Origin of the sequence: Phyllobacterium zundukense, assembly GCF_025452195.1 — a bacterium.
Lineage (GTDB): Bacteria > Pseudomonadota > Alphaproteobacteria > Rhizobiales > Rhizobiaceae > Phyllobacterium > Phyllobacterium zundukense_A.
The window spans coordinates 2,136,357-2,150,110 of the sequence record NZ_CP104973.1 but is presented as its reverse complement, the minus strand read 5'-3'; the positions used below and the strand labels follow the sequence as shown (position 1 = coordinate 2,150,110).

The 13,754-nt window shown below is 56.3% G+C and carries 7 protein-coding genes and 1 pseudogene; 1 reads left to right on the top strand and 7 read right to left on the bottom strand.

Features of this window, described 5'->3' with window-relative positions; genetic code table 11:
* Positions 1 to 101: 101 nt before the first annotated feature.
* The 4 genes and pseudogenes from N8E88_RS22935 to putA form a co-directional block, all read right to left on the bottom strand.
* Positions 102 to 1,010, bottom strand: coding sequence for a cation diffusion facilitator family transporter (locus N8E88_RS22935; protein WP_262292602.1), 909 nt, complete (start codon positions 1,008 to 1,010; stop codon positions 102 to 104).
* A pseudogene (locus N8E88_RS22930) lies at positions 1,007 to 3,191 on the bottom strand (anthranilate synthase). The gene N8E88_RS22935 and the pseudogene N8E88_RS22930 overlap by 4 nt, the downstream one beginning before the upstream one ends.
* Before the next feature lie 235 nt (positions 3,192 to 3,426).
* Complete coding sequence (locus N8E88_RS22925; protein ID WP_262292601.1) at positions 3,427 to 5,106, bottom strand: formate--tetrahydrofolate ligase; 1,680 nt, start codon at positions 5,104 to 5,106, stop codon at positions 3,427 to 3,429.
* Between the two features lie 98 nt (positions 5,107 to 5,204).
* Positions 5,205 to 8,297, bottom strand: a complete 3,093-nt coding sequence (gene putA / locus N8E88_RS22920; RefSeq protein WP_262292600.1) for a bifunctional proline dehydrogenase/L-glutamate gamma-semialdehyde dehydrogenase PutA — start codon at positions 8,295 to 8,297, stop codon at positions 5,205 to 5,207.
* A 109-nt stretch (positions 8,298 to 8,406) separates the two neighbouring features.
* On the opposite strand from putA, the gene N8E88_RS22915 reads away from it, so the two are divergent.
* Positions 8,407 to 8,868 (top strand): Lrp/AsnC ligand binding domain-containing protein, encoded by a 462-nt coding sequence (locus N8E88_RS22915; RefSeq protein ID WP_112530643.1) that lies wholly within the window; start codon positions 8,407 to 8,409, stop codon positions 8,866 to 8,868.
* Between the two features lie 345 nt (positions 8,869 to 9,213).
* On the opposite strand, the gene N8E88_RS22910 is transcribed toward N8E88_RS22915, so the two are convergent.
* The 3 genes from N8E88_RS22910 to N8E88_RS22900 form a co-directional block, all read right to left on the bottom strand.
* Positions 9,214 to 10,347: a DUF2333 family protein gene (locus N8E88_RS22910; protein ID WP_262292599.1), complete on the bottom strand. Its 1,134-nt coding sequence runs from the start codon at positions 10,345 to 10,347 to the stop codon at positions 9,214 to 9,216.
* A 212-nt stretch (positions 10,348 to 10,559) separates the two neighbouring features.
* Positions 10,560 to 11,843: a DUF6638 family protein gene (locus N8E88_RS22905; RefSeq protein WP_262292598.1), complete on the bottom strand. Its 1,284-nt coding sequence runs from the start codon at positions 11,841 to 11,843 to the stop codon at positions 10,560 to 10,562.
* The gene (locus N8E88_RS22900) at positions 11,843 to 13,750 is read right to left on the bottom strand and encodes an AAA family ATPase (RefSeq protein WP_262292597.1); all 1,908 of its coding nucleotides are present in this window, start codon (positions 13,748 to 13,750) and stop codon (positions 11,843 to 11,845) included. Before N8E88_RS22900 ends, N8E88_RS22905 begins: the two co-directional genes overlap by 1 nt.
* Positions 13,751 to 13,754: the final 4 nt, after the last annotated feature.

Here is a 13,754-nt window from a genome sequence, read left to right as displayed (position 1 = left end):
ATTTTCGAGCACTGAAGCGCAGCGTACATTTGGGTACGTGAGCATCGGAGCAAAGAAAAGCACCATTTGCAGCCCGCCATGGCGAATTTACGGTCAGTCTCTCAGGCGAAGGGAACGGCCGCTGTCCCGATAGGCAGTTTCGCCTCATCTTCGGGTTCGACATGGATGACCACACTGGCGTCCGGGATTTCAGCCATCAACGCATTTTCGATGCGGTCGCAAATGACGTGTGCATCGCCGACGCTCATGCTCGCCTCAACCACCAGATGAAATTCAATAAAGGTTACTCGGCCGGCGATGCGTGTCTTCAGATCATGAACCTCGAGTGCACCGCCGGCATTGGAAGAAATGACGTCGCGGATGCGCATCGTCTCTTCCGTCGCCACGCCCACGTCCATCAAGCCCTGCACGGAATTTCCGATCACGCCCCATCCCTGCCAAAGGATATTGAGCGCAACGATCACCGCGAGTATCGGATCAAGGATCGTCCAACCCGTCAGGATGGCGCCCACAAGACCCGCAAATACACCAACAGAGGTCACCACATCTGTCATGATGTGCTTGCCGTCGGCCTGCAATGCCGGGGATTTGTGTTTACGCCCGCGGTTGATGAGCAAGGAAGCCCAGAACGCGTTGATGATCGATGCACCGCCGTTGATCGCAAGACCAAGCCATGGCTGCTCCAATGTCCGGGGCGTCTCCCAAGCGACCCAGACTTCGCGCAGGATCAGCAAGGCAGCGACGACAATCAATACCCCTTCAAGCACCGCCGAAAAATATTCGGCCTTATGGTGCCCGAAAGGATGATTCTGGTCGGCAGGCTTGTAGCTGACCCGGATCGCCCACCACGCAGCCATCGCAGCCACCACATTGACGATCGATTCCAGTGCATCGGAATAGAGCGCGACAGAGCCGGTGACATAATAAGCACCATATTTCAACACAAGCACGGTGATCCCGATGAAAATCGACCAGAACGCGATGCGCTGAACCGTGGTGTCTTCTGTCATGCTGCTCGTATCTTTGCCCGGCGCGGCAAGTGCGCCACGACATTCTCGATCATCCGCATACCAGCGTTATGACCGAGTGTCATGATTGACTCCGGATGAAATTGCACCGCTGCGATCGGCTCGCTTTTGTGCTCGAACGCCATGATGACACCGTCCTCCGTTTCTGCAGTAACGATGAACTCGTCCGGCAGGCGAACCGGATCGGCGAAGATCGAGTGATAGCGACCCACCGTGACTTCCTTGGGAAGGCCCGAGAAAATCTTGCCTTGCTTGGTAATGCGAATGCGCGAGGGTTTGCCGTGCATCGGAACATGCAGCTGTCGCAGCGATCCGCCATAGGCCTCGGCAAGCGCCTGCAAACCGAGGCAAACGCCAAAGATCGGGAGTTCACGCTTGCGGGCTTTCTTGATCGTCGCTTTGCAATCAAAATCCTCCGGCGTCCCGGGACCAGGTGACAGAGACCACCAGATCTGGCTTGATCCTGTCAAATATCTCCTCGGCAACCGGCGTGCGCACGGTTGTCACGCTTGCACCGGTCTGCCGAAAATAATTCGCCAAGGTGTGGACGAAGGAATCCTCGTGATCGACGAGAAGAATCGACAACCCCTCTCCTACTCGCGCGACAGCGCGTTCCTCGGGCAGGACATTGCTCTTGTGTGCGTCCCGCACCGCCGCAATCATTGCCGAAGCCTTGAGTTCGGTCTCGGCCTCCTCTTCCTCGGGAACTGAATCATAGAGCAAGGTAGCGCCCGCGCGAACCTGCGCTATGCCGTCCTTGATGCGGATCGTGCGCAAAGTCAGGCCAGTATTCATGTCACCGTTGAAATTGACCATACCGATGGCACCACCATACCACGCGCGAGGACTGCGCTCGTTTTCTTCGATGAAACGCATAGCCCAAAGCTTCGGAGCTCCGGTTACCGTCACAGCCCAGGCGTGCGACAGGAATCCGTCAAATGCATCCATATCCTCACGCAAGCGGCCCTCGATATGATCGACCGTATGGATGAGCCGCGAATACATTTCGATCTGGCGACGCCCGATAACACGGACTGACCCCGGCTCACATACGCGGCTTTTGTCATTGCGATCGACGTCGGAGCACATGGTGAGCTCGGACTCATCTTTTTTTGAGTTCAGCAGCTTGATGATCTGCTCGCTGTCAGCGATCGCATCTTCACCGCGCTTGATCGTTCCTGAAATCGGGCAAGTCTCGATACGCCGACCGACCACGCGCACGAACATTTCCGGCGAAGCGCCGACCAGATACTCGTTATCGCCAAGATTGATATAGAACGAATACGGCGATGGGTTGATGGCTTTCAGCCGGCGCGAAATGACCGACGGTTTGGTTTCGCAGCGCTCATAGAATGTCTGGCCCGGTACAACCTCAAAGAGATCGCCACGCATGAAGCTTTCCTTGGCCTTCTTGACCAGTTCAGCATATTCGCCTGGATTGTAATCGCCGCGTCCGGGTATCTTGTCTGTCGGCTTGAATGGCTTTGCCGCCGTATCCCGCGGCAGACCCTCGGTTGATGCGCCGGCGAACGCATAGTCATAGCGATCGAGCCATGCCTTGGCAGCATGATGGTCGACCACTAGGATCTCATCCGGCAGATATAGGACGATATCACGCTGGTCATCCGGACGTTTCAACTTGTACTGGACTGTATCGAACTGGAACGCCAGATCGTAACCGAACGCGCCATAAAGACCGAGATTGGCATCGTCTTCGGTAAAGAACAAACCAACAATGCCGCGCAGGACCGTGAACACCGAGGGAATGCGCGAACGCTCTTCTTCGGTGAATTGGCGGCTGGGCAGGGCAATCTCGAGTTCAACCCTGGTCGCATTTGCGGCAGTGATGGACACCTCCTCAAGCGTCTCGATGGCTTGCTTGATTGGAGCCAAAAGGATTTCGCCGCGCTTGTTCAACGCCTCAACGGTCATATGGCGGCCATTGGAGGTTATCACGACCGGCGGATCGACGATCGCCGTATCCCAGCGCGTATAGCGGCCCGGATATTCATAATTTGACGAGAAGACGGCGCCGCGCCGCTCGTCGAGAGCATCGACATAGCTGTCGATAGCGCTGGCATAGGCCGTTGCTATACGGGATCGCGTGATCGTGACACCGCCTTTGGTATCGAATATTTCCACATCGCCTTCAATTCTGTGCATCATGAATTCCCTTGTTGCATCTGGCGTTGCGGGCGGTCCAAGCGATCAAACAAAAAGGCCGCCCGGAAAACCCGTCGCGGCCCTGTTCCCTTTTCACAAACATGCAAAAGGCTTTAGTGGCCGCTAAGAGCGAGCCCACCACCAGCCATTTGAAAGAATGCGCGTGTTCATGCGGTGATTGTTAGCGTTACATTGTTGCCCTTGCAACAGGAAAAACACCAGCCCGGACCAATGTCTAAAAGAGCCCCTCGATCAAACCATCACCATTCAGATGAATCCGTTCGGCCGAGGGAGATTTCGGCAAGCCCGGCATGGTCATGATTTCCCCGCAGATGGCCACAACGAAGCCCGCTCCCGCGGAAAGGCGAACTTCCCGTACGTGCACGACATGGTTTACCGGCGCCCCGCGCAGATGCGGGTTCGTCGAGAATGAATATTGGGTCTTCGCCATGCAAACCGGGAGATTGCCGTATCCAGCCTCTTCCCACTGCAGCAATTGCTCGCGCACGCTCGCATCCGCATCCGCCTCCGCGCCGCGATAGATGCGCTTGACGATGGTTTCGATTTTGTCGAACAGGGAAAGCTCATCCTCATAAAGCGGCGAAAACTGCGCTGAGCCACTTTCCGCCAATGCAACGACCTTGTTCGCAAGCTCTTCGATCCCGGCGGAACCTTGGGCCCAATGCTTGCATAGAACCGCCTCGGCGCCATGCGCCGCGACAAAAGCCTTCATGGCTGCAATCTCTGCATCCGTGTCGGCAGTAAAATGATTGATTGCGACCACGACCGGCACGCCAAACTGGCGGACGTTTTCCATATGGCGTCCGAGATTCGCGCAGCCAGATTTGACGGCAGCAACATTCTCTTGACCCAGATCCTCTTTCGCCACACCGCCATGCATTTTCATGGCGCGCACGGTCGCGACGATCACTGCCGCTGCCGGTTTCAAATCAGCCTTTCGGCATTTGATGTCGAAGAACTTCTCTGCGCCAAGATCGGCGCCAAAACCTGCCTCGGTGACCACATAGTCTGCAAGTTTCAACGCAGTCGTCGTCGCGACGACCGAATTGCAGCCATGCGCAATATTTGCAAACGGGCCGCCGTGCACGAAAGCTGGATTGTTCTCCAGAGTCTGCACCAGATTGGGCTGCATCGCATCCTTGAGAAGCACGGCCATCGCCTTGTCGGCCTTCAGATCGCGGGCATAAACAGGGGTCTTGTTGAAGCGGTAACCGATGATGATTTCGCCGAGCCGCTGTTCTAGATCCTTCAGATCATTGGCAAGGCAAAGAATGGCCATCACCTCCGAGGCAACCGTGATATCGAAGCCCGATTCCCGCGGAAAGCCGTTCGCCACGCCGCCAAGCGAGGAGGCAATATCGCGCAAGGCCCGGTCGTTCATGTCCATGACCCGCCGCCAGGTGATGCGGCGCGTATCGAGATTGAGCTCGTTGCCCCAGTAGACATGGTTGTCGATCATCGCGGCCAGCAAATTGTGCGCGGAGGTGATCGCATGAAAATCACCTGTAAAGTGCAGGTTGATGTCCTCCATCGGGATGACCTGCGCGTAGCCGCCACCCGCAGCACCACCCTTGGTGCCGAAACAGGGACCGAGTGATGCTTCACGAATGCAGACGATGGCCTTTTTGCCGATCCTATTGAGCCCGTCGCCAAGACCGACTGTCGTCGTCGTCTTGCCTTCACCAGCCGGCGTCGGGCTGACGGCAGTCACGAGAATGAGCTTGCCATCCTTGGCACCGCGCTTGGACTGGATGAACTCTGCCGAAAGTTTGGCCTTGTCATGGCCATAGGGGGCAAGATGCTCTGGCGGAATACCGATCTTGGCACCGATCTCCAGCACCGGCTTTTTCACTGCAGACCGCGCAATCTCAATATCGGATTTGACGATAGCCATCGACGTTCCCCAATGTTTCGAGAACGTCAAATAGCATCGTGTAAGCGAAATGGGGATAGCCAGAAGGGACTATCCCCAGTTGCTGAGGCCAAGCGTCTCTATTCGCCCATGGCAATAAGGCTGGCATTCCCACCAGCGGCAGCCGTGTTCACGGAAACAACCTGCTCAAGTGCAAAGCGTGCCAGATAAGCAGGCCCGCCCGCCTTTGGTCCGGTGCCGGAAAGACCGGAACCACCGAAAGGCTGCGTACCCACAACAGCGCCGATTGTGTTGCGGTTGACGTAGACATTACCAATATCTAGGCGGTCAATGATCTTGGTTACCGTCGCTTCGATGCGGGTGTGCAAACCGAACGTCAGGCCGTAGCCGGTCGACGCAATCTGGTCGAGCACCTTGTCGAGGTCCTTGGCCTTCCAGCGAACAACATGCAGGACAGGGCCAAACACCTCGCGCTCAAGCGCCTCCGCCCGGTTGAGCTCCACGATATGCGGCGCGAAAAACAGGCCGTCTTTCGGCGCTTCGCCCGCAAAGCGCACTTTTTGAGACTTCCGCATCGCCGCAATATGATCTGTCAGCATATCGCGCTGTGCCTGATCGATGATCGGCCCGACGTCCGTCGAAGGCAACGAAGGATCTCCCAAGGTGAGTTCCTTTGCTGCACCCTCGATCATGTCAAGCATGTTGTCGGCGATGTCTTCCTGCAGATAGAGAATGCGCAGGGCAGAGCAACGCTGGCCGGCTGAACGGAAAGCCGACATGACGACATCGTCCGCGACCTGCTCTGACAAAGCAGTCGCATCGACGATCATCGCGTTGAGGCCTCCGGTCTCGGCGATCAGCGGAACAATCGGTCCCTTTTTCGCCGCCAGCGTGCGGTTGATAGCCCAGGCCGTGTCCGTCGAGCCGGTAAAGGCGACACCGGCGATTTCCGGATGTGAGGTCAGCGCCGCCCCGACGGAGCCATCGCCTGGCACATAGAGCACAGCATCCTTGGGAACACCTGCCTCATACAGGACACGAATAGCCGCATAGGCGATCAGCGGCGTTTGTTCGGCAGGCTTGGCCAAGACAGTATTGCCGGCAGCGAGCGCTGCTGTCACCTGGCCCAGGAAAATCGCCAGTGGGAAATTCCATGGGCTGATGCAGACGAATGCGCCGCGGCCGCGATGCCGCAACTTGTTGTCCTCACCGGTCGGCCCCGGCATGATTTTGTCCACACCAAACTGTCTGCGGGCTTCGGCGGCGTAGTAGCGGCAGAAATCCACGGCTTCGCGGATTTCTGCGATGCCATCATCGATTGTTTTGCCAGCCTCACGCGACAGGAGATCAAGCAGGCGGTCGCGATTGGCTTCCAGAATATCTCCCGCCTTTTCCAGCGCCTTGGCCCGCGTTTCCACCGGGACACGCGACCAGGATGAGAAACCCTTGCGCGCAACACCGACGGCTTTGGCCGCCTCTTCAGCGGTAGCAAAAACCACAGTACCAACAGTCGCGCCATTCACCGGAGAGACTACATCCTGCGACTTGCCGGATGGCTTCACGCCTTCGATCAACGGGACGGCTTTGACAGTCGTCGATGCCTTGGCAATTCCAGACATCAGAGCTGCCAATTCCTTGCGGTCGCCAAGTTCGAGGCCGGCGGAGTTGGTGCGTTTGCCATAGAGCTTTAACGGCAAAGGGATGTTCGGATGGCGATAGCCCTTGCCATCGTTCAGTTTCTCGGCCGGCCTTATCAACAACTCCGAAATCGGTATATTGTTGTCGCCAACCACGGAGACAAACGACGAGTTTGCACCGTTTTCGAGAAGACGGCGCACAAGATAGGCGAGAAGATCGCGATAGCCGCCAACGGGCGCATAAATCCGGCAGGCGATCTTGTCGTTCTTCTCCGTGATCTGCTTGTAAAGACTCTCGCCCATGCCGTGCAGGCGCTGGAATTCGAAGCCGCTCTTGTCGGCGCCTGCCATTTCCAGAATCATGGCCACGGTCAATGCATTATGCGTAGCAAATTGCGGGAAGATACGCGGTCGTGCATCGAGCATGCGCTTGGCACAGGCGAGATAGGACGCATCGGTCGCTGGTTTGCGGGTAAAAACCGGATAGTCGGCGAGCCCGCGTTCCTGCGCCCGCTTCACCTCCGTATCCCAATAAGCCCCCTTGACCAGACGCACCATCATCTTCCGGTTGTGCCGCGCCGCGAGCCGGTCGATGTGATCGATCACATCAAGCGCCCGCTTCTGGTAGGCCTGAATGGCCAGGCCAAACCCATCCCAGCCATCCAGCGAAGGATCGGCGAACACCCGGTCGATCACATCAAGCGAGAGTTCCAGCCTGTCGGCCTCTTCCGCGTCGACGGTGAAATTAAGATCGTAAGACTTCGCCTTTTGCGCAAGAGCCAGAAGATCGGGTACCAGCTCGGCCATGACCTGATCATGATGTGTCGCCAGATACCGCGGATGCAGCGCCGAGAGCTTGACCGAAATCCCCATGCGATCCGGGAGTTTCTTGTTGCCGGTAGCCCGGCCGATCGCATCGATGGCGTCCGCATAGGATTTGAAATAGCCCTGCGCATCCTTGCGTGTACGTGCTCCTTCGCCCAACATATCGAAGGAATGGCGATACCCCTTGGCCTCATTGGTGCCGGCGCGTTTCAGCGCATCCTTGATCGTTTCACCCAAGACGAAGTGGTGTCCGAGATAGCGCATGGCCTGCTTCGTCGCGGTACGGACAGTCGGCAGGCCAATCCGTTTGACCAGCGAGGAAAGCACGCCCTCTGGAGTTTCGCCCGGCTTGATGACCTTCGCTGAGAGACCAAGCGCCCAGGCGGATGCTGAAACGAACCATGTATCGCCGCTCGGCTCATGCTCTGACCAATGACCTTGCTTCAGTTTATCCTCGATCAGCTTGTCCTGCGTAGCCGCGTCCGGCACGCGCAGCAAGGCTTCCGCCAGCACCATGAGCGCTAGACCCTCGCGGGTCGACAAACCATATTCCCGCAAGAAATCCTCAACCCCACCGATACCGCTCGCTTCCTTGCGGATCGTCGTGATATATTTGCTGGCCCGGGCATCGATGCGACGGTTGACGTCTTCCGGTAGCGTTATGGACTTAAGCAACGAGGCAACCAACGCTTGGTCATCGACGGCATATGGTGCAGAAAAATCATTGGTAGACGGCAATGGTGCGGTCATCAGGCTTCCCCTTATTGATTTTCCCATATAATCTAATCTACTCAGGTATTCTCACCAATGAATGTGAGAGAATGCGTGTAAAAAACTATGAATGGGGAATATTTTAGCGATGAAAAATTTGGACAGTCTCGATCGCAGAATATTGCGCGAGCTGCAAAAGGATGGACGCTTGACGAACACGGAATTGTCCGAGCGCATCAGCCTGTCACAAACCGCCACGACAGAACGGGTGAAGCGCCTTTCCCGAGACGGCTACATCCTTGGATACACGGCAAAATTGTCGCCCAAAAAGCTCGATCGTGCAATGCTTGTATTCGTCGAGATCAAACTTGATCGCACCACGCCGGACGTCTTCGCAACCTTTGCCGCAGCTACGCGCCGTAACCCGGACGTGATGGAATGTCATATGGTCGCCGGCGGCTTCGACTATCTGATCAAGGCTCGCGTTGCCGATATGGAGCATTACCGGCGCTTTCTCTCCGATATGCTGCTTTCACTGCCAGGCGTCCGCGAAAGCCACACCTACGCCGTGATGGAAGAAGTCAAGGAAACATCAAGCTTGCCGGTTTGAGTGCCGATAGCCCGCAACTCACCACATAAATTTGGCAACCGCACATTCGTTGTAGTGTGCGACAATTAACGCCATGTAGATGACGTTCAACGGCAAAAGCAGCAGTACCGGGCCAGCAGTGCATTGGAGGCGATAGGCTCCTCCAACTGCGGCAACAGCCTTGTCGTTCGGATTTGGAGGTGAAGTGATGTGGTTTAAACCGCTGAGCATCACCCTGGTTGTGAAAAGGATCCGGACTCGCTGGCAAGTGATCATCCGGATCCAATTCAATTAACTAGGAAAGGGGACGGGCGAAAGCTCGTCCCTGCTCCAACGCCAGTATAGCAGTTTACAAACCCAAGTCCACTATTGCTGCAGCACCTGCTTGATGTCGATCAGGTTTGAGCGCACGCGCAAAATATAAAAACCCATCGTTGTCAGATGGTTGGGTAACAACCAGCCGCCTTCGCTGCCGTTGGCGATGATCCACGGCTTGATGTTCAAGGCCGAACGAAGTTGCCCGTCCATAGCATCCCAGAGCGGAGTCAGGTGCTTTTCATCGAGCACCTGTTTGAAATCCAGCTGAGCTGCATTCATCAGGCCGTAATAGGCATAGAGCTGGCCATAGGCGAACCAGAAACGGTCGTCGGCGCGGGTGTCAAACCAGCCATAATTGTTGTTTTCCGAACGATCTTTCAAAATGGCCGACGTCGCGCCGATATCGTTGGCGATACGGTCGATGAACTGGATAAGATTATCGGCACGCGCATCGAAGATGGCATTGCACGACTCGAGCTTGGTATTGAACGCACGCAGATCCCTGACCGCCGAGCGATAGTAACTCGGCGTCGGCGTCTTCGGACCAAAGGGGTTGAAGCCAAAATACCAGGCATCCTCGGTAAATTGCAGGTTGCCGCGCGCCTTCTGCAGATCCGCATCGATCTGAGACGTACCACGCACACGGCCAAGCGTGTCGACGAGTTCCACAGCCGTACGGCGCACAGCATTGTTGATGCCGCGCTGGAATGATGCCTTGTTATCGAGGAAGGGCGTATTGTCCCAATCGACGCCGAAGAACCCGAGCTTGTACAAAAGCATGGAGGAAATCCACGCATTCTGGTTGACGTTGAAATCCGTAAGGTCTGCGGTCACCTGCACGATGGCCGAGCGCGCGCAGGTCTTCGCTGCGCCCGTATCGGCAGCTTGCGTCGGTGAAGGAACCGGCTCGCCTACCGGAACAGTCAGGTTTTTGAAATTGTACGAGGCGATGTAATCGGGGTTAAAATTCTTCCAGACCTGCGTATTGTAGAAGAAGTAGCCGTACAGACCGAGCCATACAAGCACTGCCAGACCAACAACGGCCTTGAGGATAATTCCGCGCTGGCCATACCAACGACCGGCCCAAATAAACGGCAAGAGAATGATGCCGATGACGAAGCCGATACCGCGTCCGATGTAATAGAAAATACGGCTGAAAAAATTGATCACGGGCTCGAGCATCCTGTTCCTCGTTACTGTCCAAGTCCATTAAGCCGCCTCCGCAGCCCTTCCCTGTCATCCACATAGGTTGTTTCGGGAAAATGGACAATGTGTTCCTGCGAGATAGAAATCCGACCGGCCCAAAAATTCCTCTGCGGACAACGTGGCTTGTTTTCGCATGAGCAGATCGTAGCTGGCGGTGACGGCAGCGACAATTTCGCCTTCCCTCGACCTTATTCGAGCCCATACAGCCTCTTTCTCAATCCCTCCTTATCCTTCAGATAAATCGTCTTCAGAGTCTCGACGACGTGGGCCTGATAAGGGGGGCTCCAGCCCTCATAGTCTGCAAAGAATCCCGGCTTGTTGAAGACATAGCGCGACAGGAAATCCCAAGGCACGAAATCGCTGATGAGGTGGTTGACCAGCCAGGCGTCCGGGTGGCGTGGCAAGGCGCGTATGACAAGAAACCGGCGCCTCGGATCGATTTCCACCATGTTGAGCTGCCCGGTCTGGCCGATCTCACGTTTGACCGCATTGAGGAATGGCCACGTGCCATCATGATTGATCAAGCTGGCATTGGCGTGAATCCACGTCTGCAGCCAAATCCGGTCGATGTTGGTCAGGTCTCTTTCCGGCTCCAATGACTGGATCAAATGCCGGATGATCATCTCGCCGCGATTTTCCAGATAGCCGGACTGCTCGATCCATGAGGCGCGCGGCAGTTCGATGCGCCCGGTCGAAGCGAGGAACTGAAAGACCTGCTCGGCATCCTTGATGGAAATATAATTCACCTGCCACGGCCGCGAACGCCGGAATCCCGGTGCCGACGGATCGCCGATGACGGTTGTCGTATTGTCGTCGACAAAGATGAAAACACCGCCGAAATGGCTGGTCCAGAAGGCGCGATGCCGGAATATCACCTTGTCCGGCACCAGCGAATTCTCCCGGATATCACCGGTGACCTTGGCGAGTTCCACCATGCGGTTGATGAGCTCGTTGTTGCGCCAGGCGTCGGGCTCGTCCTCCAGCCTGTCAACCAGCAGCCTCAGTTCGGCCGCCTGCCCCATGACGTTTTCCGCCGAGAGCACGCGGAACTCCACCTGGTTGATCGACAGTAGATCCTCGATGTCATTTACGACGGAAACGCTATCCTCGATCTCGCCGTAGAGTACATCCTTGATCGTCAGTGCATTTATCGCGCGGGAATTGCTGGTGAAAAACTCGTACATCAGTTGCGATGTATTGGAAAATTGCGTGTGCACGACCGGCAAATCCGCCTGCGCCGGCGTCAAGATGATAAACCGCCGGTTGACGCCATTTGGATCGAGATAAGACGGGGCCTTCAGCTCCTTGGCGATTTCCGGCGAGAAGCCGGTCCTGTCGATGTTGAATTTCTTCAGTTTCGTCGCAGGAAAACCGAAGGATTTCAGCGCACGATTATAGCGCTCTATCAGGTGCGGCTGGTCGATCGTCAGCAGGCGCCCAAAGATCAGCTCGTTTTCGTAGAGAAGGTCCATCAGACGTCCCATTGCCCTTTGGCCTTGAGCGCTTCGACTTCCCGCACTGCCCGCTCGCGCAACCTCGCGTCCCGCACCATCTTGTCCACGGCCGCATCATCGGACTTGTCGGCGTAGCGGAATTCCGAATCCGCATATCGGTTGGTTTCCTGAAGCACCATCTCCATTGTGAAGGGCTTGCGCAACGTCTCGATCATCGCCTTCTTTTCATCATAGCTCTTGTGCACGAACGTCTCGGGCTTTTCGAACCATTCATCCGGCAGTTCCACATCCATCGCCCGCATTTTGATTGCGTCGGTGACGTTCTTGATGGCGCGGCCAGTGAAGCGTGGCTCACGCTCCTTGATCATGTGCAGATAGGTACCGATATCGGATAGGGTTTTTGGCTCGCCATTGTCCGCAATGAAGCGATCGAAGACCACTTTGAGCCCCTCCTCCTGCGGCTCAGACAATTCATCATAGGCGGTCTCCACCGCCCGTTCGATCTGTTGCGCTTCAAAAAGCTTGTGGTCGCCCAGCGGTATCTTGTGGTTTTTGCCTGCCAGCAGCGCAAAGATATCGATGTAATCGTCGCGTGTCTGCGGCCCGTCGACCAGCCATCGAGCCCCTGCCCGCTGCCGTAGCGCGTCATCGACGTTTTCTGGATAGTTGGAGAACATGCCGAAGGAACAATTGCCACGAACAACGGTGGAGGCGCCGGAAAAAGCTTCCATTAGCACTCCGGTGATCTCGTGCTGGCCCGAAGAGGCGCGGTCATCCGAACGCTTTGCTGCGACCTGATCGATGTCGTCGATCGTACCGAACCCGATCACGCGCGGATTGAGCACATTGGTCACGAATTGCTTGCAGTTCTGTCCGGATTTGCCCTGATACGACGATATCTGGTCTACGCCGAAATTCTCATAATGAAAGGCGTAACCTGCGACCTGGCAATAATCATTGACCAACCCAGCGATCATTTGGATCAGCGTGGTCTTGCCTGTACCCGGCGCGCCGTCACCGATGAACGTGAACAAGAAGCCGCCCAACTCGACAAACGGATTGAGCTGCCGGTCGAAATCATACGCCATCAGCATCTTGGAGAGCTTCAGGGCCTGAAACTTGGCGATGTGGTTGCCAACGACTTCATTCGGTTTCTTAAATGTCATCACCAGCGGCGTACGTTTTTTCGATGGCGCAACATCGAAGCCGTCCAGCGTGAAGTCATCGCTGTCTAGCCGCAGGTGCATATCCTCGAAACTGCCAAGCCCGTCAAATCGCCCCTTGCGCTGCAAAAGCCCTTCGATGGCAAGCGCCGAAAAGGCTTTGGCGCGCGCCAGCATCGCCTGCTCATCGCTCGCGCCGGAAATTGCACGATCGAGCCCAGCAATCACCGATTTCAACGCGTCTTGTGCCGTATCGAATACGAAATCCGGCTCGCTCATATCGTTGGCTGGCTCTGAATCAGCTTCGATCAATTGCGCGAGATAGGCGGTAAAGGCGAAAGCTGCAATGTAAGCCGCGGCTGACAAAAGCCGCTTGAAATGGCTAGCCTCTTCACCCTGTAACGGGGCGGAAGCGTTGCGCGCCATCAGGCTTTCAAGGTCACTCTGTCGGCCGAAAACATCGGCAACCGCCAGCGCAACAGCAACCCCGCGCCGTGCCCGAAACAGCAACGTGTGTTGGGCAATCGAAAGCATCTGATCGTCGGGACGCACAGACTGGATCGTTTTTGCAAGCTCCACCTCACGCGTCTTGCGCAATCCGCCGGTTGAAACGGTCGAAACAAAACGTCTGCCGGTGCCCGCAATTTCGGTACCGGACTTCTCGCCGCTATCCAGCGAGATAAACCGCGTCACCATTGCCTGTGCGACGGCAAGATGCCTGGAGATGTCCTTCTCCTCAAGCGTGGTCAGACCGACATCCATGGTT

What these genes read in the sequence shown, in the direction of transcription:
- N8E88_RS22935 (WP_262292602.1), bottom strand. Translation starts at nt 1,010, where the DNA reads ATGACAGAAGACACCACGGTTCAGCGCATCGCGTTCTGGTCGATTTTC.
- N8E88_RS22925 (WP_262292601.1), bottom strand. Translation starts at nt 5,106, where the DNA reads ATGGCTATCGTCAAATCCGATATTGAGATTGCGCGGTCTGCAGTGAAA.
- putA (WP_262292600.1), bottom strand. Translation starts at nt 8,297, where the DNA reads ATGACCGCACCATTGCCGTCTACCAATGATTTTTCTGCACCATATGCC.
- N8E88_RS22915 (WP_112530643.1), top strand. Translation starts at nt 8,407, where the DNA reads ATGAAAAATTTGGACAGTCTCGATCGCAGAATATTGCGCGAGCTGCAA.
- N8E88_RS22910 (WP_262292599.1), bottom strand. Translation starts at nt 10,347, where the DNA reads ATGCTCGAGCCCGTGATCAATTTTTTCAGCCGTATTTTCTATTACATC.
- N8E88_RS22905 (WP_262292598.1), bottom strand. Translation starts at nt 11,843, where the DNA reads ATGGACCTTCTCTACGAAAACGAGCTGATCTTTGGGCGCCTGCTGACG.
- N8E88_RS22900 (WP_262292597.1), bottom strand. Translation starts at nt 13,750, where the DNA reads ATGGATGTCGGTCTGACCACGCTTGAGGAGAAGGACATCTCCAGGCAT.